Source organism: Geomonas sp., from assembly GCF_035254065.1.
GTDB lineage: Bacteria > Desulfobacterota > Desulfuromonadia > Geobacterales > Geobacteraceae > Geomonas.
This window is the reverse complement of record NZ_DATFBA010000268.1, coordinates 1-19,037: the sequence shown is the minus strand read 5'-3', so window position 1 is coordinate 19,037 and position 19,037 is coordinate 1. Positions and strand designations below refer to the sequence as shown.

20 protein-coding genes and 1 riboswitch are annotated in these 19,037 nt (G+C 61.1%); of the genes, 9 read left to right on the top strand and 11 right to left on the bottom strand.

The genetic code is table 11. From position 1 onward, the window contains the following. Positions 1-1,383: ATP-dependent DNA ligase (locus tag VJ604_RS12355; protein ID WP_324082920.1), on the top strand; the 1,383-nt coding region annotated here is incomplete at its 5' end. A 7-nt stretch (positions 1,384-1,390) separates the two neighbouring features. Here VJ604_RS12355 and VJ604_RS12350 read toward each other — a convergent pair. Together VJ604_RS12350 and VJ604_RS12345 are read right to left on the bottom strand one after the other, a co-directional pair. Continuing rightward, the gene (locus VJ604_RS12350) at positions 1,391-1,723 is read right to left on the bottom strand and encodes a hypothetical protein (protein ID WP_324082918.1); all 333 of its coding nucleotides are present in this window, start codon (positions 1,721-1,723) and stop codon (positions 1,391-1,393) included. A 6-nt stretch (positions 1,724-1,729) separates the two neighbouring features. After that, positions 1,730-2,155: a response regulator gene (locus VJ604_RS12345; RefSeq protein WP_324082916.1), complete on the bottom strand. Its 426-nt coding sequence runs from the start codon at positions 2,153-2,155 to the stop codon at positions 1,730-1,732. Between the two features lie 335 nt (positions 2,156-2,490). Between VJ604_RS12345 and VJ604_RS12340 the strand changes: the two genes are divergently transcribed. The 3 genes from VJ604_RS12340 (at position 2,491) to VJ604_RS12330 (ending at position 5,166) form a co-directional block, all read left to right on the top strand. Beyond that, positions 2,491-3,051, top strand: coding sequence for an NADPH-dependent FMN reductase (locus VJ604_RS12340; RefSeq protein WP_324082914.1), 561 nt, complete (start codon positions 2,491-2,493; stop codon positions 3,049-3,051). 169 nt (positions 3,052-3,220) lie between these two features. Further along, positions 3,221-4,075: a GlcG/HbpS family heme-binding protein gene (locus tag VJ604_RS12335; protein WP_324082912.1), complete on the top strand. Its 855-nt coding sequence runs from the start codon at positions 3,221-3,223 to the stop codon at positions 4,073-4,075. A 130-nt stretch (positions 4,076-4,205) separates the two neighbouring features. Beyond that, positions 4,206-4,288: riboswitch (cyclic di-GMP riboswitch) on the bottom strand. 176 nt (positions 4,289-4,464) lie between these two features. Continuing rightward, on the top strand, positions 4,465-5,166 hold the full coding sequence (locus VJ604_RS12330; RefSeq protein WP_414652430.1) for an NADPH-dependent F420 reductase: 702 nt from the start codon (positions 4,465-4,467) through the stop codon (positions 5,164-5,166). Positions 5,167-5,257: 91 nt separating this feature from the next. On the opposite strand, the gene VJ604_RS12325 is transcribed toward VJ604_RS12330, so the two are convergent. Genes VJ604_RS12325 through prpB form a run of 3 tightly spaced genes read right to left on the bottom strand, consistent with a single transcriptional unit; the run spans position 5,258 to position 8,723 of the window. Beyond that, the gene (locus VJ604_RS12325; RefSeq protein ID WP_324082908.1) at positions 5,258-6,709 is read right to left on the bottom strand and encodes a bifunctional 2-methylcitrate dehydratase/aconitate hydratase; all 1,452 of its coding nucleotides are present in this window, start codon (positions 6,707-6,709) and stop codon (positions 5,258-5,260) included. 2 nt (positions 6,710-6,711) lie between these two features. Further along, the gene (locus VJ604_RS12320) at positions 6,712-7,836 is read right to left on the bottom strand and encodes a citrate/2-methylcitrate synthase (RefSeq protein WP_324082906.1); all 1,125 of its coding nucleotides are present in this window, start codon (positions 7,834-7,836) and stop codon (positions 6,712-6,714) included. After that, on the bottom strand, positions 7,833-8,723 hold the full coding sequence (gene prpB, locus VJ604_RS12315) for a methylisocitrate lyase (protein ID WP_324082904.1): 891 nt from the start codon (positions 8,721-8,723) through the stop codon (positions 7,833-7,835). The genes VJ604_RS12320 and prpB overlap by 4 nt, the downstream gene beginning before the upstream one ends. A 309-nt stretch (positions 8,724-9,032) precedes the next feature. On the opposite strand from prpB, the gene VJ604_RS12310 reads away from it, so the two are divergent. From VJ604_RS12310 to VJ604_RS12295, 4 genes are all read left to right on the top strand, one after another. Further along, positions 9,033-9,539, top strand: coding sequence for a hypothetical protein (locus VJ604_RS12310; protein WP_324082903.1), 507 nt, complete (start codon positions 9,033-9,035; stop codon positions 9,537-9,539). An 89-nt stretch (positions 9,540-9,628) separates the two neighbouring features. Then, positions 9,629-10,210 (top strand): DUF4337 domain-containing protein, encoded by a 582-nt coding sequence (locus tag VJ604_RS12305; protein ID WP_324082900.1) that lies wholly within the window; start codon positions 9,629-9,631, stop codon positions 10,208-10,210. 201 nt (positions 10,211-10,411) lie between these two features. Beyond that, on the top strand, positions 10,412-10,720 hold the full coding sequence (locus tag VJ604_RS12300; protein WP_324082896.1) for an FAD-dependent monooxygenase: 309 nt from the start codon (positions 10,412-10,414) through the stop codon (positions 10,718-10,720). A gap of 243 nt (positions 10,721-10,963) precedes the next feature. Then, a complete protein-coding gene (locus VJ604_RS12295; protein ID WP_324082894.1) occupies positions 10,964-11,425 on the top strand; it encodes a carboxymuconolactone decarboxylase family protein in 462 nt (153 codons plus the stop codon). Positions 11,426-11,455: 30 nt separating this feature from the next. On the opposite strand, the gene VJ604_RS12290 is transcribed toward VJ604_RS12295, so the two are convergent. Then, complete coding sequence (locus VJ604_RS12290) at positions 11,456-11,878, bottom strand: thioesterase family protein (RefSeq protein ID WP_324082892.1); 423 nt, start codon at positions 11,876-11,878, stop codon at positions 11,456-11,458. A gap of 213 nt (positions 11,879-12,091) precedes the next feature. Next, positions 12,092-12,844 (bottom strand): class I SAM-dependent methyltransferase, encoded by a 753-nt coding sequence (locus tag VJ604_RS12285; protein WP_324082890.1) that lies wholly within the window; start codon positions 12,842-12,844, stop codon positions 12,092-12,094. 105 nt (positions 12,845-12,949) lie between these two features. Between VJ604_RS12285 and VJ604_RS12280 the strand changes: the two genes are divergently transcribed. Beyond that, complete coding sequence (locus tag VJ604_RS12280; protein ID WP_324082889.1) at positions 12,950-13,819, top strand: LysR family transcriptional regulator; 870 nt, start codon at positions 12,950-12,952, stop codon at positions 13,817-13,819. 39 nt (positions 13,820-13,858) lie between these two features. Here VJ604_RS12280 and VJ604_RS12275 read toward each other — a convergent pair whose 3' ends face one another. The 4 genes from VJ604_RS12275 to VJ604_RS12260 all read right to left on the bottom strand — a co-directional run bounded on the left by VJ604_RS12275 (position 13,859) and on the right by VJ604_RS12260 (position 18,802). Beyond that, positions 13,859-15,748, bottom strand: coding sequence for an APC family permease (locus VJ604_RS12275; RefSeq protein ID WP_324082886.1), 1,890 nt, complete (start codon positions 15,746-15,748; stop codon positions 13,859-13,861). A gap of 232 nt (positions 15,749-15,980) precedes the next feature. Continuing rightward, positions 15,981-16,289 carry a YkgJ family cysteine cluster protein gene (locus tag VJ604_RS12270; protein WP_324082884.1) on the bottom strand — a complete coding sequence of 103 codons (309 nt, stop codon included), beginning with the start codon at positions 16,287-16,289 and terminating at the stop codon, positions 15,981-15,983. Positions 16,290-16,529: 240 nt separating this feature from the next. After that, positions 16,530-17,291 (bottom strand): bestrophin-like domain, encoded by a 762-nt coding sequence (locus VJ604_RS12265; RefSeq protein ID WP_324082882.1) that lies wholly within the window; start codon positions 17,289-17,291, stop codon positions 16,530-16,532. A gap of 200 nt (positions 17,292-17,491) precedes the next feature. After that, positions 17,492-18,802 carry an NCS2 family permease gene (locus tag VJ604_RS12260; RefSeq protein ID WP_324082880.1) on the bottom strand — a complete coding sequence of 437 codons (1,311 nt, stop codon included), beginning with the start codon at positions 18,800-18,802 and terminating at the stop codon, positions 17,492-17,494. Between the last annotated feature and the right edge of the window lie 235 nt (positions 18,803-19,037).

Genomic DNA, 19,037 nt, shown 5'->3' with positions numbered 1-19,037 from the left:
GGCATTGGCGTTGCCAAAATCTTCCGGACTCATCACGAGGGCGCGGCGCTCCCCTCCCTCACCATCGTGGAGGTGGACCGGGCCTTCGAAGAGCTGGCAGCCAGCACGGGGAGCGGTTCCACGACCCGTAGGGCTGCCCTGTTGAAGGAGTTGTTCGCGCGGGCGACACCGGCCGAGCAGGGATTCCTGGTCCGGCTGATCGTGGGGGAACTGCGCCAGGGTGCCCTGGAGGGGGTGATGGTGGAGGCGGTGGCACTGGCTGCGGAGCTGCCGGTGGAGAAGGTCCAGCGTGCCCTGATGCTGACCGGGAACCTGCCGGAAGTGGCGGTGACGGCGCTGTCGAAGGGTGCGCCGGGGCTGGATGAGTTGTCGGTACAGCTCTTCAAGCCGGTGGCGCCCATGCTGGCCCAGCCGGCGCGGGACCTGGACGACGCGCTGCAGCGGCTGGGAGAGGCATCCCTGGAGTGGAAGCTCGACGGCGCGAGAATCCAGCTGCACAAGAAGGGGGGAGAGGTGCGGGTCTACAGCCGCAACCTCAATGACGTTTCGGTGGCGGTGCCCGAAGTGATCGAGCGTGCCGCGCTCTTCCCTGCCGACTCCCTCATTCTGGACGGCGAGGCCATCGCCCTGCGCGAGGATGGCTCGCCACAGCCGTTTCAGACCACCATGAGCCGCTTCGGCAGAAAGCTGGACGTGGAGCGTCAGCGCGAGCTTCTCCCCCTCTCTCCGTTCTTCTTCGACTGTCTCTATCTCAACGGCGAAAGCTTGATCGACCACCCGCAGCGGGAGCGCTTTCGCCTACTGGCGGAGCACCTCCCAGCGGAGCTTGTGGTTCCCCGGCTGATCAGCTCCGATGCTGCTCAAGCTGCCGGTTTCCTTGAGGATGTGCTGAGGCGCGGGCACGAGGGGGTGATGGCGAAATCCCTCGATGCCGCCTACCTGGCGGGCCGGCGAGGAGCCGGCTGGCTGAAGGTCAAGCCGGTGCAGACCCTCGACCTGGTGGTACTGGCGGCGGAGTGGGGGCACGGGAGACGGGCGGGGTGGCTGAGCAACCTGCATCTGGGGGCGAGGGACAGCGAGCGGGGAGGGTACGTGATGCTGGGGAAGACCTTCAAGGGGATGACCGACGCCATGCTCGCCTGGCAGACCGGGAGGCTCCTGGAGTTGGAGGATGGCAGGGACAGCTACACCGTCTACGTCCGCCCAGAGCTGATGGTGGAGGTGGCCTTCAACGACATCCAGGCCAGCCCCCGCTACCCCGGTGGATTCGCCCTGCGCTTTGCCCGGGTCAAACGTTACCGCCCCGATAAGCTCCCCGGCGATGCCGACACGGTCGCCACCGTCCGGCGGCTCTACGAGCTGCAGCAAAAGGGGAACGGCTGATGCCGAACTAGTCGGGGCTCTGGTCAAGCACCTTCTTCATGAAGACAATCAGGAAGCTGACCATGAGGAGAAACAGCATGTCCTCCAGGGAGTTCCAGTATCTGAAGGTGGAGAGGGGATAGCTGTAGTAATCAGCGATCGTGCGTGCAAGCCCGGAGGCGAGCGAGATCATCACGGCGCCTGACACGCCCAGCTTCCACGACACCACGAGGACTGGCAGTACATAGAAGATCAGCAGGGAATAGTTGCCTGTCAGGTAATCGATGAAACCCAGGCAGGCCACCGCCAGGTACCCCATCAGCAGAACCAGCCAGGCTGTCGGCCTTTTTTCCAAGGGCATAACGCCTCAACCTCCCAAGCCGGCACACTTCCCCATTCCCATCTCCTTCCCCTCCCAGGAGGGCTCCAGCGTTTCCGCTGGCAATGGCCGGGTGACTATCTGCAGCAGTTCCTCGGCGGTGTACGGTTTCGCAACGGCAGGGGGGGCCGCAGCCGAGTCGTGGGCGGATAGCGCGACGGGAGCCTCCTCCGCGACCATCACCTTTAGTTGTGGGCACAGTTGCTTTGCCATGGCGGCCAAGGTCCGGCCGTTATCGCCTGGCAGGTCAGCGGCGAGCATCATGATGTCGCAGTCGCTCGACACCAGGATGCCCCACGCTTCCTCGGCGCTGCCGGCGTAGTATCCATCAACGCCTGCCTGCTCGGCCAAAGCCTGGAAAAGGCGGAGGTAGTCACGATCATGGTCGACGACCATAATGCTCTCAGCTGTCATGTCAGCTTCTTCCTGTCCGGGATCGTTGGAGGATTGGCAATGTAGCCTGTGGGGGAGAAGATAGTGTCAAATTATGGAGAAAATAAGGAGCAAATGAGGAAAGGGACGTGACGCACTGTCTCAGCTGTTTCAGCGCGACTGACAGGCTGCGGAGCTTACACTCACTGCAAGTCCTCTCCTACGATGGAAGTCGGTGCGATTCGCACGGAAGATGAATGGCGGCCACGGCTGAGCTATGGCAGGTCGGCCGTTTGACAGTCCCCCCTCATCCGATACCCTTACAACAGGCAAGATGGCTGTGCCTATAACTACACGTGGAACAAAAGGAGCGGGTCATGAGTGGAAAGATTACCATCTTAGGCTTTGCCGGAAGCCTTCGCAAAGCTTCCTACAACAAGGCCATTCTCAACGCAGCGGCGGAACTGTTGCCGCCGGACGTCGAGCTGAAGATCTTCGATCTGGAAGGGCTTCCCCTCTTCAACCAGGACCTGGAAAGCGAGCCGAACGAGAAGGTTAGGGAGTTCAAGGCTGCCATTCGCGCTGCCGATGCCCTGCTGATCGCCTGCCCGGAATACAATTATTCGATATCCGGGGTGCTGAAAAACGCGCTGGACTGTGCCTCCCGCCCCTACGGGGACAACGCGCTGAGCGGCAAGCCGGTCGCCATCATGGGCGCCTCCATCGGGACGCTGGGGACCGCCAGGGCGCAGTACCATCTTCGCCAGAGCTGCGTCTTCCTCAATATGTTCCCCCTGAACGGTCCCGAAGTCATGGTGGCGCTCGCTCAGGACAAGATCGACGCCCAAGGGAAGGTGACCGACCCGGGGACCAGGGAGCGGATTGGCGAGCTGGTGAAGTCGCTGGCAGCCTGGACCCAGCGGCTGAGACAAGGGTAAAGGGTAAAGGGTAAAGGGTAGGGCTCAACAGAAAAGGCGGCGACAGCCCCGAGTTTTCGGGATGTTCGCCGCCTTTCTTTTTGACTGCCGCAGTTGTCTTCCCTCCACTGATCGTTATACTCCCACTGTCAATTAAAAGACATTAAGGAGGTGCCTTATGAGGAGGGTGATGGCAACGGGTGTCATTTTGATGGCTTTGGGGACAGCCGGCACGGCTTCTGCCGACAGCAGGGATAACGGTTGCGAGAAGCTCCCCGGCTACGCCAGCCTGAAGGCTGCGCTGATCGCCGCCCGGAGCGCGAGCAACGGCGGTTTCAATCTCGACATGTGGGGTGCCATCGTGAACCGTGACGGCATCGTCTGCGCGGTCGCCTTCACCGGCTCAGAGCGCGGCTCCCAATGGCCCGGCAGCCGCGTGATCGCCGCCCAGAAAGCTAACACCGCCAACGCCTTCAGCCTCCCCGGGCTCGCCCTTTCCAGCGCCAACCTGTGGGCCCCGGTGCAACCGGGTGGCTCGCTCTACGGCTTGCAGGCCAGCAATCCGGTGGACACGGCCACTAGTTACAAGGGACCCTCCCGCGATTACGGCACCGGCTTCGACCCCTTGATCGGCAACAAGATCGGCGGCATCAACGTCTTCGGCGGCGGCCTTGCCCTCTACAACAGGCAGCACGAACTGGTGGGGGGGCTGGGGGTTAGCGGAGACACCTCCTGCGCCGACCACAACATCGCCTGGCGCACCCGGAACAACCTGCATCTGGACTACGTCCCTGCCGGCGTCAGCGGCGATGCCGCGCGCCCCGACAACATCAACTACCAGGGGATAGCAGCCACCGACACCTTGGCTAACGACTTCTCCCATCCCATCTGCAAGATAGCCGGGGACGACAAAGTTTCCGCCATCAGCGCAAACCTGCCGCCAATCCCAGAGCCTACCCGCTCGGAGAAAGCGGGGCAGTCGCAAAAGGTGGGGAGGGCGAGCGACCAGGAGATCCTGCAGACAGTGAAAAACCGTCTCCCGTAGCAGTGTTCGCTTCGTTATGTCTTCATTGTTCTAACGGGTGATGGCACGCGAGGCAGGCAATCCCACCCTGAAACGAGAAAAGCCGCCCATGATCTGTTCATGGACGGCTTTTGAAATTATCGCCTGTTTCTTCGGCAGCTCGGCCACCTGCCGCCACCAACAGGTCCGAAGCTTTGCGCGCCTGGCACGTGGCCAGGGTAACCTTTTCGGAAACAGGCTGATGGAAATTGTACCCACTTGTTGGTGGATGTAAAGCAACTAATTTTGCGATAACCACTTATTTTGTGACATGGACGGAGCTGTGCTGACGATTGACTTGGCAAGCGAGGGAGAGTGTAATGGATGTGGAGTGAGCCTTGGAAAAAAGGTCACATCATCAAAACGAGGTCATGCCGCTGCAGGACGGGCAGGATGACCGGTGTCTTGCGGGGGTAGCGACCCACGGAGGACTGGCCATGAAAATAGAAAAGATCGGCATCGTGGGATCCGGCAACATCGGTGGAAATTTGGGGATATTGCTGGCAAAAGCTGGTTATCAGATCTTTTTCAGTTCAAGGCACCCGGACACGTTGAAGGATGTGGTGGCCGAGGCGGGAGCCAACGCCCGCGCCGGACAGGTCGCCGACGCCATCGCCTTCGGTGATCTGGTCGTGCTGTCGGTCCCGATGAAGGCGCTTACTGAACTTGACCGGCAAACAAAGCAGGCGCTGCAGGGAAAAATTGTCATCGACACCTCTAACCCTTACCCGGAAAGAGACGGCAACATTGCCAACGAGGCACGTTTAGAGCCGGGTGGCATGGGGGTCTTCGTCTCCCGTCTCCTTCCCGGCGTCAGGTTGATTCGGGGATTCAACTCCGTCTACTTCGAGGATCTGAAGAAAACGAAAAATAAGAACGGCGAGACCATCGGCATCCCGCTGGCCGGTGACGACAAAGAGGCGCTCGAGGTTGCCGTTGAGCTGGTAAGGCGTATCGGGCTGGACCCGGTGGTGGTTGGCGGTCTGAAAGGGTCGAGGCTGTTCGACGTCGGAAGCCCCGTCTACGCGACCAGCGCCCCGGCGCGTGAGATCAAGAAACAGCTGCAGTTGTAAGGAGAGAGGTCCAATCAGCTAGCTACTCGACAGGCTCAGGGCCGGCTTTGAACGGGCCAAAAGCCGTTCACCCTGAGCCTGCCGGAGGACGTCACGCCACGAACAATCCCATGAACTCCTCGACCGGCATGTTCTCCAGCCGTGTCCGGTTGGCGAACAGCGCCATGATCGCCTCCACCTGCTGCGCAGGCAGCCGGGCCGCCAGGCTCGCCTTGCATTTCTCTTCCAGGTGGGGAAGCGCCTCCGCCCGGCGGCGGCGATGCCCCAGCGGATATTCGATCTCCACCCCCGCCACCCTTTTCGGCTCCCCGTCGGTCTTCAGATACACCTCCACCGAGTTGGCGATCGAGCGTTTCTCCGGATCAAGGTAATCCCTGCTGTAGCTCTTGTCCTCAACTACCTCCATCTTTTCACGCAGCCGGTCGATGCGCGGGTCGGCGGCCACCTCGTCAGAATAATGCTCCGCGGTCAACTGGCCGTAGATGAGGCCGATGGCGGTCATGTACTGGATGCAGTGGTCGCGGTCGGCCGGGTTGTAGAGCGGGCCGGTCTTGCTGATGATGCGGACGGCTGATTCCTGGGTGTGGATGACGACCCGGTCGATCTCGTCCAGCCGTCCCCTGACAGCCTCGTGCAGCTTGATCGCGCACTCCACCGCGGTCTGGGCGTGGAATTCGGCGGGGAAGGCGCTCTTGAAGAGGACGTTCTCCATGACGTAGGAGCCGTAGGGACGCTGGAAGCGGAACTTCTCGCCCCGGAAGGTGACGTCGTAGAATCCCCAGGTCTTGGCGGTGAGGGCGCTGGGATACCCTTTCTCTCCCGCCATGGTCAACAGGGCGAGACGGACGCCGCGGCTGGCGGCATCTCCGGCCGCCCACGATTTGCGACTGCCGGTGTTGGGGGCATGCCGGTAGGTGCGCAGGCTCTGGCCGTCCACCCAGACCTGCGAGATGACGTCCATGAGCTGTTCCCTGCTCCCCCCCAGAAGCCGCGTCGCCACGGCGGCGGTTGCCAGCTTTACCAGTACCACGTGATCGAGGCCGACCCTGTTGAAGCTATTCTCCAGCGCCATGACCCCCTGGATCTCGTAGGCCTTTATCATCGCCGTCAGCACCTCCCGCATGGTGAGGGGCGGCTTCCCCTCCGCCCGCTGGCGGCGGGCCAGGAAATCGGCCACCGCCAGGATCCCCGCCAGGTTATCGGAAGGATGTCCCCATTCGGCAGCCAGCCAAGTGTCGTTGAAATCGAGCCAGCGGACCAGCAGGCCGATGTCGAAGGCTCCCTTCACCGGATCGAGTTCGAACTTCGTTCCCGGAACCCGCACCCCCAGCGGTACCGTGGACCCCGGCACGTACGGGCCCAGCAGTTTCGTGCATTCCGGGAAACCCAGCGCCAGCATCGCGCAGCCGAGGCTGTCCATCAGGCAAAGACGCGCAGTGTCGTACGCCTCGGAGCTTTCGATCTTGTAGTTGCAGACGTAATCGGCGATGGCTTCCATCTCCTGGTCGGGGGCGGGACGGACGTTTTGATCGGCTGTTGTCATTACTATCCCCTTTTCTCTAGCGGAATGAATTTCTTCGGTTCGGGGCCCACGTACTCGGCGATGGGCCGGAAGATCCGGTTGGCGCTGCGCTGCTCGATCACGTGGGCCGACCAGCCGGAGACGCGGGCAAACACGAAAAGCGGCGTGAACATGGTAGTCGGGAAGCCGCAGAGGTGGTAGGCGATGGCGCTGTAGAAATCGAGGTTCGGGCGCAGTCCTTTCTCGCGCAGCATGACTTGCTCGATCCTCTCCGCAATCCGGTACTGTTCCATGCTCCCCGCCGCCTCGGAGAGTTTTTTCGCCCACTGCTGGATGATGGGTGAGCGCGGGTCGAGGTTGTTCTTGTAGACCCGGTGCCCGAAGCCCATGATCTTATCCTTGTTCCGCAGCATGGCCATCAGCCCCTTTTCCGCGTTGTCTGGTGAGTCGAAGCGGCTGATCAGCCGCATGGCTTCCTCGTTGGCGCCACCGTGCAGCGGGCCGCGCAGGGTGCCGATGCCGGAGGTGATGGCGGAGTAGAAGTCGGAGAGGGTGGAGGTGGTGACGCGGGCGGAGAAGGTGGAGGCGTTGAACTCGTGTTCGGCGTAGAGGATGAGCGAGGCGTCCAGCGCGGCCCGCTGCAATTCCTCAGGCTTTTGGCCCTGCAAAAGCGCCAGGATGTGCCCGGCGTGGCTTGCCTCCACCGATTCGGTGGAGATGCGCTGCCCGTTGGTGCGGTAGTGGTACCAATAGAGGAGCATGGAGGGGAAGCAGGCCAGCAGCCGCTGCGCGATGTGGAGTTGGTCGACGCTGCCGCCTTCAGGCTCGATGGTGCCCAAGGCCGAAGCCCCCGTGCGCAGCACGTCCATGGGGTGCGCCGTGGCGGGGAGTTGTTCGAGAACGGTCCTCAGCGCAGGCGGCAGGTAGCGCATAGAAACCAGCCGGTCCCGGAAGCTGGACAGCTCCTCATGGCCGGGAAGGTCTCCGTGAATGAGCAGGTAGGCCACCTCCTCGAAGGAGGCATGCGCCGCAAGATCGTTGATGGAGTAGCCGCGGTAGGTAAGACCGACACCTTTTTTGCCGACAGTGCTTATGGTGGTTTCCCCGGCAATGATCCCTTCCAGTCCGGGGCTGAAATTGGTGCTCATGGCTTTTCCTCCTTTCCGTACAACTGGTCCAACTTCTTTTCGTACTCGTGGTAGCCGAGGAAGTCGTAAAGCTCCGCCCGGGTTTGCATGAGATCGACCACCTCACGCTGGGTCCCCTGTTCCCGGATCGCCCGGTAAACCCGCAGGGCGGCAGCCGACATGGCGCGGAACGCCGAGAGCGGGTAGAGTGCCAGGCTGACCTCGGCGCAGGCGAGCTCCTGGACGGTGAAAAGCGGGGTGGATCCGAACTCGGTGAGGTTGGCGAGGACGGGGAGCCCGGTCTCCTGCGCGAAGCGCCGGTAGTGGGACAACTCCCCCAAGGCTTCCGGGAAGATCATGTCAGCGCCTGCTTCCCGGTATCGGCAGGCGCGCTCGATGGCGGCCTCGAGCCCTTCCACCGCCACCGCGTCGGTGCGGGCCATGATGACAAAGTCGGGGTCGGTCCTGGCATCGGTCGCGGCCTTGATGCGATCCACCATCTCGGCCGTCGTGACCAGCGCCTTGCCCGGCCGATGGCCGCAGCGCTTGGCAGCCACCTGGTCCTCGATATGCACACCGGCGGCGCCGGCCCGGCACATCTCGCGGATGGTGCGTCCGATCATGAAGGCGTGTCCCCAGCCGGTGTCTATATCGACCAGCACCGGCAGCCGGGTTGTCGCGGTGATGCGCCGCAGGTCTTCCAGCACGTCGGAGAGGGTGGTCATCGCCAAGTCCGGCAGGCCGTAGGAGGCGTTGGCGACACCCGCACCCGAAAGGTAGAGCGCGCGGAAACCCGTGCGTTCCGCCATCACTGCGGCGTAGGCGTTGATGATCCCCGCCACCTGGAGCGGCTTTTCCTCCCTGACCGCCGACCTCAGCAACCCTCCCGGCGTACTACCTGTCACCATGATTTCTCCTCCTCAAAACAGATAACGTTCATGACTCCACTCAGGCAGCCGATCCCCTCGCCCCTTTAGGGGAGAGGGTGGCCGAAGGCCGGGTGAGGGTTGTCCCGACCTTGTGGAATGTCCCGCCCTCACCCCTGCCCCTCTCCCCCGAGGGGGCGAGGGGCGTTTTTAGCCACCCTCATTTTACCACCCGCAACGGCAATAATCCTCTCTTCAATTTGTCAGGACAGAATGTGAGCCATTGCAAATACAGCGAGAACGTTTACCTTATGATGTGATGTCTGTGCCGTCAAGAAAAGAGGAGACGCTATGAGAGAGAAAAGGGTCGTGGTGCGCGACCTCATGCAGAAGGATTACGAGTACGTTCTGAGTGAGCCGGAAGGAAAGAACTTTCATCCCGATTTTAAGCCGGAGCTGACACCAAAGGAACTGCTGAAGATGGGGGTTTTCGGCGGCAAATACATGACCGACTGCCGCGACGAATTTCCAGCTGACTGGTTCGAGGAGGCGAAACTCTGTCACGAGCGTCATGATGCGGAGTTGAACTTCTTCGGCGTCAACGCCTCAAAGCCCCTTTCCTACTGGCGGGCCAAAGGGTGGATCTATCACGAGGATCCGCGAGGGTGGTTCCAGTGGTATTGCCGCTATTACCGGGGACGGCGTTGCGCCGATGACGAGAGGCAGATCAAGAGATGGAAGGCGATCAAGCGGCACATTCTCCAGCTCAAGAAGAACTGCGTGAAAGGCGATCTCTCCTGCCGCCGCAGGCAGCGCCAGGCCCTTCTGCACTGGGCCTATGACAGCAGGAACATGTAACATTTCTCCGCTTCTACCCGCCCATCGTCCCCTCCCCTTCAAGGGGAGGGCCAGGGTGAGGATGGGGTGAGTCTTCAAAGGAGCAACCTATGCCCGAAGGCCCGGAGGTGGAACTCGATAAGCAGCACGAAACCATTCACGAGGAGTTCGAGAAGGAAGGTGGATCCTTTCTCAAGCAGATATCGCTGACCACCGCCGTCCTTGCGGTGCTGGCCGCCCTGGCCTCCCTTCAGGCAGGCACCACCGTTAACATGGCGCTGGCGTTGAGGACCGAAGCGGTCCAACTGCAATCGCAGGCCTCGGATCAATGGTCGTACTACCAGGCGAAGGGGATCAAGTCCGCCGTTCAGGAGGCCTCGCGCTCGGCCTGGCTGGCGGTCGGCAAGGAACCGCCCCTCGGCTTCGAAGACAAAATGAAGCGTTACCAGGAGGAGCAGGTAGAGATCAGCAACAAGGCAAAGGAGAAAGAAAAGGAGCGGGATGAGAGGATGCGGGAATCGGAGCATCTTCTTCACAAGCACCACGGTTTCGCCAAATCGGTCACCCTTTTCCAAGTCTCCATCGCCTTGGGCGCCGTCGCCGCCCTGACCCGTTCCCGCTCCGTCTGGGTCGGCTCTCTGCTGGCCGGAGCGGCCGGCCTCGTCCTCTTCATCCTGCCGTTTACCTATTAACCGCAGGGTCCTTCCAAAGCTCGTCTCCCGAAGCGCCAATCCAGCAATCTCCGCGATCCAGGCCACCGCTCCCAGTCAGCCTCCTCCGCTGGAGGAGGCTCCAGAGTTTTCCTTCCCTCTCGAAAGGCAGAGGTGAGAGAATGAATGGGAGCGATGTAACCTCCTGCTTCGGGAGGAGCGACCGGGTTTCTGGAGGCTCTCATGTCTACCGAACGTGTACCCCTCATCATCGGCGCCGGCCCTGTTGGTCTGGCGGCCGCCCTGTTCCTGGCACGGCAGGGCCAACGGGTGAGGATAGTCGAGATGCTGGACAGAGACAATGGGCTAAGGCAGCCAGTGGACAGGCAGGTGGTGCGGAGGGTGGAACTGTTGACCAGCATGGTGGCGGGCCAGTCCACCTTCACCCGCGCCGTTCGGGACTTGGCATTCCCGGCGGCGGTAAAGACACCGGTCCTGCACACCAGAATACTCAAGGCGGTAACCGGCCTCGATCACCCGTTGTCAACTTGAGGTCTAAACTCCTCCTCCCGAAGGGGGGAGGTTGGGTGGGGGGGACGGTGCCTCGCAGCTGCGGTAACTGTTCCTCGATTAGGGGCGATAGTTCCCCCTCCCTAACCCTCCCCCTTCGGGAGAGGGGATGTCGGACGGGTGACGAACTCGACCGCGACAGGGTGACGGGTCAACGATGCCGACAGGACGGACTGGAATTCAACGGGAGGGCTATCTGGGGGGGCGACTTTGGAGGAGACAACGATGACATCACGAATAAATTTCGCCAAAGCGGCGCCTGGCGTGATGGAGGCTATGCTCGTTCTGGAAAAATACCTTGCCGGTTGCAAGCTGGACGAGTCCCTCCTTAACCTGGTGAAGATGCGTGCTTCGCAGATCAACGGTTGTGCCTACTGTCTCGACATGCACTCAAAAGATGCACGGGCTGCCGGGGAGTCGGAACAACGACTCTTCCTGCTGAACGCATGGCGGGAGGCACCCTGCTACAGCGAACGGGAACGTGCTGCGCTGGCCTGGACGGAAGCGCTGACCATGGTTACCGAAGGGCACGTCCCGGACGAAGTGTACGAGCTTGCTTCCCGGTATTTCAACGAGAAGGAACTGGGCGACCTGAGCCTGGCGGTGGTCGCCATCAACGGCTGGAATCGGCTGTCCATCGCCTTCCGCCCCGAAGTGGGTGGCTACCAACCGCGTCGCAAGGGGTAGCGGGAGGATGGGCGGGGTGAAAGCGGTTGGCTACGTTTGCCCCGCCGCCTTGGCGGCAACGCGCGCAGTGAACTTGTCAAAATTGATGGCGAAGCGCTCGTGAGTGCCGCGCCCGATGACATCCACCTCGTCCCGCGCCTCGATCTCCCACACGGTCCGCTTGCCGTCGACCTCCACAAGGCGCACCTTCGCGGTTACCTGCATGCCTACCGGCGTAGCCGCCTCGTGGCTTACCTTGATCATCGTTCCCACCGTCCGCTCCCCTTCCTCCATGTACGGCTTGAGCGCTTCCATGCAGGCCCACTCCATGAAGCCGACCATGAAGCCGGTGGCGAACACCTCCGGCATATTTTCGAACAGCTCCGCTTCCGGATACAGATAAGGTACCGTCTTTTCCTTAGGGACCCGATAGGTATGAGTATGCTCCAGCCCCGCTTTCAGGGTGTCTTTCATTGCAGTCTCCTTTACTAGAAAGATTGGCGAGGATCTTCCCCCAGCGTCCCTTCTCCTTCAAGGAGAAGGACAGGATGAGGATGGGTTTCCCTTCCGGCTTATACCCCATCCTCACCCCGACCCTCTCCTTGAAGGAGAGGGAGAAGTTGGCTGAGCGAAAGAATGTAACGAATGGTCGTCTATGCGACGGAGGTCCGAGCGCGATCTCACTACCTACTTCACCCGCCCGGCCCTGATCTTCAACGGCCAGGCGACCTGCCTGCTCTCCTGCCGATCCCCCCATGCCTCCTCAAGTTCCGCACCAACGAGCGCGACCGGATCCTCGCCGGTCTTCGCCTTGTACTCCTTTACCGCGGACCAGGTGGAAAGGTAGCCGATGACCTGCTCAAAGCTCCAGCGGACGGTCATGGCGATTTCCGGGACGGCGATCTCCTCAAAGGGAAATGCCAGCGTGCGGTAGCCGGCATCGACGTGCCGCCGCTCGGGAGGCCAGTAGCTCCCCAACATGTCCCCGTAAAGCCTGCCCAGCACGCGGTCGAGCTCAGGCGTGAGCGTGAAGAGCCCGTAGGTGATGGCGGCGAAAACGGCTTGCGGGCGCGCGACGCGGCGCACCTCAGCATAGAAGGCGTCCAGGTCGAACCAATGCAGGGCCTGGGCTGCGATGATCAGGTCCTGGCTCCCCTGCGGCACACCGGTCTGCTCGGCCGGCGCCACCAGGTAACGCACCTTTTCGTCGGCGATGGCGGCCTCGATCTGCTTCGCGCTGGGATCGACGCCGGTCACTTCGTCGAAGCAGCGTGCCAGGGCCACCGTCGCCTGCCCGGTCCCGCAGCCGCAGTCGAGCGCCCGTTCCCGCGCCGGTGCGACCTCCGCAAGCCACTGGAAAAGCTCCTCCGGATACTCCGGCCGGAATTCCCGATATGCCTTGGAAACCTCCGAGAAATGGTCCTTGAATACCTGGCTCATCTTAAGCTGCCCCCGCCTTTTTCTTGCAATCTAACACAGCGGATTATATAAATAAAATATATTATAACTATGAAGTTGATAGCCATTACCTATGAGGTCTCACTGATGGAGTTTCGACAGATTCGGTACCTGCTGGAGATAATACGTGGCGGAGGATTCACCCGTGCCGCCGAGACCTTGGGCATCTCCCAGCCTTCCCTATCCATTGCCGTTCAGAAACTGGAGGACGAGCTGGGAGTCACCCTGATCAACCGGCAGGAGCGGAAGATCGCCCTGACTGCGGAGGGGCGCGCCTTCTTCGAAAGGGCCTGTCAGATCGAGGAACTCTTCAAGGGAACGGTCCACGAAATGGAAGAGTTCCGGGGGCTGGAGAAAGGGGAGGTGAGGATCGGCATCCCCGGTATGCTGGCCACCCATTACTTTCCGGCGTTGATCGCGCAATTTAGGGAGCTCTATCCTGACCTGAAACTATCGGTGCACTCGGCTGGTGCCAACAGTATCCAGTCTCTTATTGAATCGGGCGCGTTGGACGCAGGCATCGTTTCCGGCCACGAACTGCCGGACTGGGTGGAAAGCCGGGGGGTGATCCGCGAGGAAATCGTGGCCTGCGTGGCTGCCGCCCATACGCTTGCCTCCAAACCGGCCATGACGTTGGAGGAGTTGTCCCACGAGCCGCTTTTCCTCTTCAGCGAGGGTTTCTTCCAGCGGCAGGCGGTCACCGATGCCATGGCCGCTCGCGGCCTCGTTCCCAACGTGGTCTTCGAAACTAACCTGGTACCGCTCCTGAAGAAGGTCACCGCTCAGGGCGGAGGCGTGTCCACCTTGCTCCGGATGGCGGTAGAGGAGCCGGAACTGAAGGCAATTTCCTTCTCCCCGCCGCTCTTCGTGGACGCTGTGGTGATCTGGAAGAGGAATGCCTACCTGTCGAGGGCCGCCAGGACCTTCCTTGAATTCCTGCAAGGAGCGGAGAAGTAGTTGCACCCGTCAGCGGCCGCCCGTGGGAGCCTGACTTCTTCAGCCGGCGGCCTTGCCTCGCTTCTGCAAGTACCAGGGGGAGTTCACCACCAGGATTTCCGGCCCGCACCTGAGCAGGAGGAGTTCCTTGAGCAGGGTCGCGCGGTGCCGGAAGAGGAAGTTATACCACCTCTTCTCCACCAGCTCGGGGATCATCACGGCGATGGGACGGCCGGGATGCTGCTTGGAGAGCTTGTTCACGTAGGCGAGCAGCGGATCGAAGAACTCCCGGTAGGGCGACTGGATGATCTCCAGGTGCGGGAGCTGCTGCCCGCACCGCTTCGCCGGCTCCTCCACGAGCTTGCGCCAGTTCTGGGTCAGGTCCTCGGCGTTGACCTCCTCGGTGACGATCTGCACGGCGTGCACTTCCCCGCCCAAAGAGAGGGCTTCCCTGAGCGCCTTGCCGGTGACCCGGCTGATCCGCTTCATCGGCACCACCACGATGGGAGCCGGGATGTCGGTCAGGTCGAGCGGCTCGGACACCTCTTCGACCTTCCGCTCGATCATCTCCTGGTACTTCCTGATCTTCTGGAAGAGCAGGATGAACAGTGGCATCAACAGGATAGTGATCCACGCCCCCTCGACGAACTTGGCGACGGCGATGATGGCCAGCGTTATGCCGGTCGCCAGTGCGCCAGTCCCGTTGAAGATCATGGCGTGCGTGGCGTGACTCTTCTTCGACTTCCGCCAGTGGAAGACCATTCCCAGCTGGGAGAGGGTGAAGGCGGAAAAGGCGCCCACCGCAAAAAGCGGTATCAGCCGGTCGGTGACCCCGCCAAACAAGATCAGCAACAGGCCGGAAAGTATGGCCAGGATAAGGATTCCCCAGCTGTAGGCCAGCCGGCGACCGCGGTGGGCGAACTCAGCGGGCAGAAAGTCATCCTGGGCGAGCAATTGGCAGACCCGCGGAAATCCGGTGAAGCTTGTGTCTGCGGATAACAGGAGCACCGCGAGAATGGCCGAAATACTCAGATAGTAGAAGGGCCCTCGTCCCACCACGGCGGCCAGCATCTGGGAAAGAACGCTCTGATATCCTCGTTGTCCAGGAGAAGTGGCGCTGATGCCGTAGGTATGGACGAGCACAGCTATGCCTGCCAGCATGAGGGCGAGGATGCCCATGATCACGGTGAGGGTGCGATTGGCTCGCTCGGCGGAGGGCTTTTTGAAAATGGGGACTGCGTTACTGACCGCTTCCACGCCGGTCAGCGCGGTACAGCCGCTGGCGAATGCCCGCAACAGCAGCCAGCCGCTCGCCGTCTGGATCGAGGAAGGGATGTGGGGTGGCGGTTGCACCGGGATCGGGTGCCCGTGCATGGCTACCAGTTTCCAGATGCCGATGCCGATAGTGGTCCCGATGCACCCGATGAACAGGTACGTCGGCAGGAGCAGCAGTAGACCGGTGGAGCGGATACCCCGCAGGTTCAGCATGGTAAGCAGCAGCAAGATGCCCAGGCAAAGGTCAAGGGTGTAAGGGAGAAGCTGCGGCACTGCCGATGCCAGGGCCGCCACACCGGCAGAGATGGCCACCGCGACGTTCAGGACGTAGTCCAGGCAGAGGGCGGTCGCCGCCAGCAGGCCGGGAAGCAGACCGAGGTTCTCCTTGGCGACGGTGAAGGAACCGCCTCCCTTGGGATAGGCCGGAATCGTCTGCCGGTAGGAAAGGGCGACGATGGCCAAAAGGGCGATGATGAACACCGAGATGGGGATCATGTATCCGGAACTCGCGTTGCCTAAGGCGAGCAGGATGGTGAGAGCAGCTTCGGGGCCATACGCGGCGGAGGCGAGAGCATCCAGTCCTACTACGGGGATCGCGGAGACGCTGGAGAGAGTCTCCGTCTTTTCTTCATCGCTTTTCAGCGGTTTCCCGAACAGCAACTCCTTGACCGACATCGGTGTCTCCTCTCTCCGATTCGGCTATTCATGGTTGCGAACTTTTCCATGACCCTTCTATCGTATTGTCAGACGCTACGAGGATATTTGCAAGCAATGGCTGGTGCTCTGGCTAAAACCGGAACTGGAAGGAATGCTACCGGTAAAAAAAGAGAGGCGTGAAAGGTTTCGCGAACCTTCCAGGTCATACGGAAAGATATGGGAGCGTTTAGTTACGGCACCGGGAAGATGCTCAACCTTCTCCCTCGGGTTGGCAGACGAAGCGGCGACAAATGGCGGGGCGGTGCTCGTAGATGCCGCAGCGGCTACCCTGCAGGAACTCGCAGCCGTTTTCGATGATCAGCTTGTGAGGCCCGTAGAGGGAGAATTGGAGGCGGGTGGCCCCCAGCGATTCGAGATCGCGGTATTCGTCCCAGGTGAGCTCGACGGTGGGAAAGGAGCGGCAGCAAACCCCATCGCACTCCCTGCAGCAGGTGGGGTCGTCGACAGGATGGTCCAGCAAGATACCGTGTCGCTTCTTTTCGTGCCTGATGAACAGCATTGCCTCGCCCTCCTCCGCTAATGCTGACTTCGGTGGAAGAAACAGTCATAGGTCAGGGCTTGGGAAGCACAGGATGATTGAGCGCACTATAACGCAATTCTCGGCCAAGTTACAAGAAGGATAATGGGCGCAGCTACTGTATGTGGCAGCGCTTTTCCGTACTTCAGAGACTCTTGGTGGTGACTTTGCTGAATGGGTGGTCGGCACCGTGCCGAGGTTGAAGTGGCAGTTACGAGGAGATCATTCGCCGAGGTGTTTCAAGGCGTTGAGCATGGGGTCGCTGGATACCTTGATCAGCCCGTCCAATGGACTGTTCATCTCAACGATCAGCAGTAGAGATGCGGAGACGGACAGCGCACAGAAGAAGAGCACCGCGATTACAGTCACATTGCGCGGGGCAAAGATGCCGTAGGTGATGTTGAGGATAGCGAACCAGGAAATAAGGATTATCAGGAATATCAACGGCAGTTTCGTATGGTGCTGCTGAACCAGCACCCACTTTGACTGCATTATATCAGCGACGATCTGCATGCTCTGCGCATGTATCGCCCGTTGTTCATCGGACTTAGGTGTGAGCTGACGGACGTGCACAGCCAGCCGCTCTCCAGTTTTGCTCCCTTCCAGTGCTTTCACCCCAGTTAGACCGCTGTTCAATTCAGGCCAGACAAGATGAACGGTGTGCGTGACGGAGTCGCGCAATTCCGAACGGATCTCCTTGGTCTCCGGACCGTATTGGGCCAGTAGCCGGTCCAGGGTGATTGCCTTGGCGGACATCTGGATCAAGCCAGTGTTGACGGAGTCGTAGGTACTTTTTGAGGAGCTGACCAGCAATCCCAGGACGAGCGCGGCCATGGTCGCGATGAGTCCAGCTCCGAGTTTTACCGTGTCCTTGGATTCCGGACGGAGGTGGTGGTCAGGCAATACGCATTGGATGGCGAATCCCAGGAGGGCACCGCCAAAGATACTCGCAAACGCGATGAGGGCGATGAGCAACGAGTTCATGCTGCCTCCTCATGGCTTGGCTCGAGTGGCCCCTGTTCCTAATGAGTACGTCTCCCAAAAGATAGAGTATACCGTTCTTTTCAGATACTGTGCCGCAGCCAGCTGACAATGCAGTACCCGCTGGCAGCGGCGGCGGGGGATTTCTGCCGGCAGTAGGCAGGGGGCCCTGAAGGCCGCTGCGAACAGGACCGCCATCCCGCCTATTTTACTCCGAACACGAAATAGGAGAGCGACAGTAGGGCAAGCACCCATATACCGGCCTTGACCTCGGACAGGCGGCCGGTGGCGGCCTTCATGACGGGGTAGGCGATGAAGCCGACGGTCATGCCGACGCCGATGTTGTAGGTGAAGATCATGAGGACGATGGTGAGGAAGGCTGGGATCAGCTCGGTGAGGTCGTCGAAGTCGATCTTGGTGAGTGGGCTGAGCATGAAGGAGCCGATCACGATGAGGGCTATCCCGTACGCGTGGGGCGGCACGATGGTGAAAAGCGGTGCCAGGAAGAGGGCGAGCAGGAAGAAGAGGGCGGTGATGAGCGAGGCGAAGCCGGTGCGGCCTCCCTCCTCGATGCCGGCGGCCGATTCTATGTAAGCGCCGGTGGTGGTCGTCCCCAGAAGCGGCGCCGCCACCGTGGCCAGCGCATCGGCGAGCATCGGCTTCTCGATCTCGGGGAGGTTGCCGTTCTCGTCCAAAAGGTCGGCCCGCATGGAGAGCCCGAGCAGGGTGCCGACCGTGTCCAGGAAGGCCATGATGAAGACCGTGAGCACGATCGGGAAGAAGGCAGGTTTCAGCGCACCGGCGAGATCGAGCTTGAAAAGGATGGGCGTCAGGTCGGGGGGGAGGCTGAAGAACTGCGCCGGCAGCGGGGTCACCTTGAGTGCGATGGAGGCTATGGTGGTGGTCACGATGCCGATCATCATGGCACCCAGCACCTTACGCGACATGAGGATCACCGTGAAGAGCAGCCCGAGGAGCGCCAGCAGCACGGAGGGCTGGGCGATGTTCCCCAGTTTCACCGGCGCCCCCGGAACGCCCAAAGCAACGATGCCGGTTTCATTCAAGCCGATGAAGGTGAGGAAGAGGCCGATGCCGGCGGCGAAGGCGCACTTGAGGGAGAGGGGGATCGACTCTGCCAGCCAGCTCCGCACCCGGAACAGCGTCAAGAGTGTGAAGAGGACGCCGGCGAAGAAGACGGCGGCCAGGGCCGTCTGCCAGCTGTACCCCATCACCTTGACCACCACGAACGCGATGAAGGCGTTCTCGCTCATGTAGGGGGCGATGGCGAAGGGGCGGTTGGCGAAGAGCGCCATCAGCACGGTGCCGAACACGGCGGCCAGGATGGTAGCCGTGGTGGAGGGCCCGCGAGGGATGCCTGCGTTTTCCAGGATGGCTGGATTCACGATGATGATATAGGCCATGGTCAGGAAGGTCGTCAGGCCGGCCACGGTCTCCCGGCGGAAATCGGTCCGGTAGTCATCGAACTTGAAGAAAGCGGCGATGCGGGAGGTCATATACGCTCCTGGGGACCGGCTCCGACAGGTGTCCGTCCCCTTCTGGTTTCGAAGTGGGGATGTTGCCCAAAAACGCCTAAAACTAACAAATTCCGGTAACATTTTCAATTAATTACCTGCTGCGCTATCATCCTCCGCTATGATGTCCCAATTAATTACCTGATGAGCCATCATCCTCCGCCATGATGTGCCCCCCTTGATAAAGGGGGGCAGGGGGATTGCTTCTGGAACTCCA

Bases quoted from the DNA above. Each gene is read 5' to 3' on its own strand.
- VJ604_RS12335 (WP_324082912.1), top strand. From the start codon at position 3,221: ATGGCAACGGGTGTCATTTTGATGGCTTTGGGGACAGCCGGCACGGCT.
- VJ604_RS12325 (WP_324082908.1), bottom strand. From the start codon at position 6,709: ATGACAACAGCCGATCAAAACGTCCGTCCCGCCCCCGACCAGGAGATG.
- VJ604_RS12320 (WP_324082906.1), bottom strand. From the start codon at position 7,836: ATGAGCACCAATTTCAGCCCCGGACTGGAAGGGATCATTGCCGGGGAA.
- VJ604_RS12275 (WP_324082886.1), bottom strand. From the start codon at position 15,748: ATGTCGGTCAAGGAGTTGCTGTTCGGGAAACCGCTGAAAAGCGATGAA.
- VJ604_RS12305 (WP_324082900.1), top strand. From the start codon at position 9,629: ATGCCCGAAGGCCCGGAGGTGGAACTCGATAAGCAGCACGAAACCATT.
- VJ604_RS12265 (WP_324082882.1), bottom strand. From the start codon at position 17,291: ATGAACTCGTTGCTCATCGCCCTCATCGCGTTTGCGAGTATCTTTGGC.
- VJ604_RS12270 (WP_324082884.1), bottom strand. From the start codon at position 16,289: ATGCTGTTCATCAGGCACGAAAAGAAGCGACACGGTATCTTGCTGGAC.
- VJ604_RS12330 (WP_414652430.1), top strand. From the start codon at position 4,465: ATGCCGCTGCAGGACGGGCAGGATGACCGGTGTCTTGCGGGGGTAGCG.
- VJ604_RS12350 (WP_324082918.1), bottom strand. From the start codon at position 1,723: ATGCCCTTGGAAAAAAGGCCGACAGCCTGGCTGGTTCTGCTGATGGGG.
- VJ604_RS12285 (WP_324082890.1), bottom strand. From the start codon at position 12,844: ATGAGCCAGGTATTCAAGGACCATTTCTCGGAGGTTTCCAAGGCATAT.
- VJ604_RS12300 (WP_324082896.1), top strand. From the start codon at position 10,412: ATGTCTACCGAACGTGTACCCCTCATCATCGGCGCCGGCCCTGTTGGT.
- VJ604_RS12310 (WP_324082903.1), top strand. From the start codon at position 9,033: ATGAGAGAGAAAAGGGTCGTGGTGCGCGACCTCATGCAGAAGGATTAC.
- VJ604_RS12345 (WP_324082916.1), bottom strand. From the start codon at position 2,155: ATGACAGCTGAGAGCATTATGGTCGTCGACCATGATCGTGACTACCTC.
- VJ604_RS12290 (WP_324082892.1), bottom strand. From the start codon at position 11,878: ATGAAAGACACCCTGAAAGCGGGGCTGGAGCATACTCATACCTATCGG.
- VJ604_RS12295 (WP_324082894.1), top strand. From the start codon at position 10,964: ATGACATCACGAATAAATTTCGCCAAAGCGGCGCCTGGCGTGATGGAG.
- prpB (WP_324082904.1), bottom strand. From the start codon at position 8,723: ATGGTGACAGGTAGTACGCCGGGAGGGTTGCTGAGGTCGGCGGTCAGG.
- VJ604_RS12280 (WP_324082889.1), top strand. From the start codon at position 12,950: ATGGAGTTTCGACAGATTCGGTACCTGCTGGAGATAATACGTGGCGGA.
- VJ604_RS12340 (WP_324082914.1), top strand. From the start codon at position 2,491: ATGAGTGGAAAGATTACCATCTTAGGCTTTGCCGGAAGCCTTCGCAAA.
- VJ604_RS12260 (WP_324082880.1), bottom strand. From the start codon at position 18,802: ATGACCTCCCGCATCGCCGCTTTCTTCAAGTTCGATGACTACCGGACC.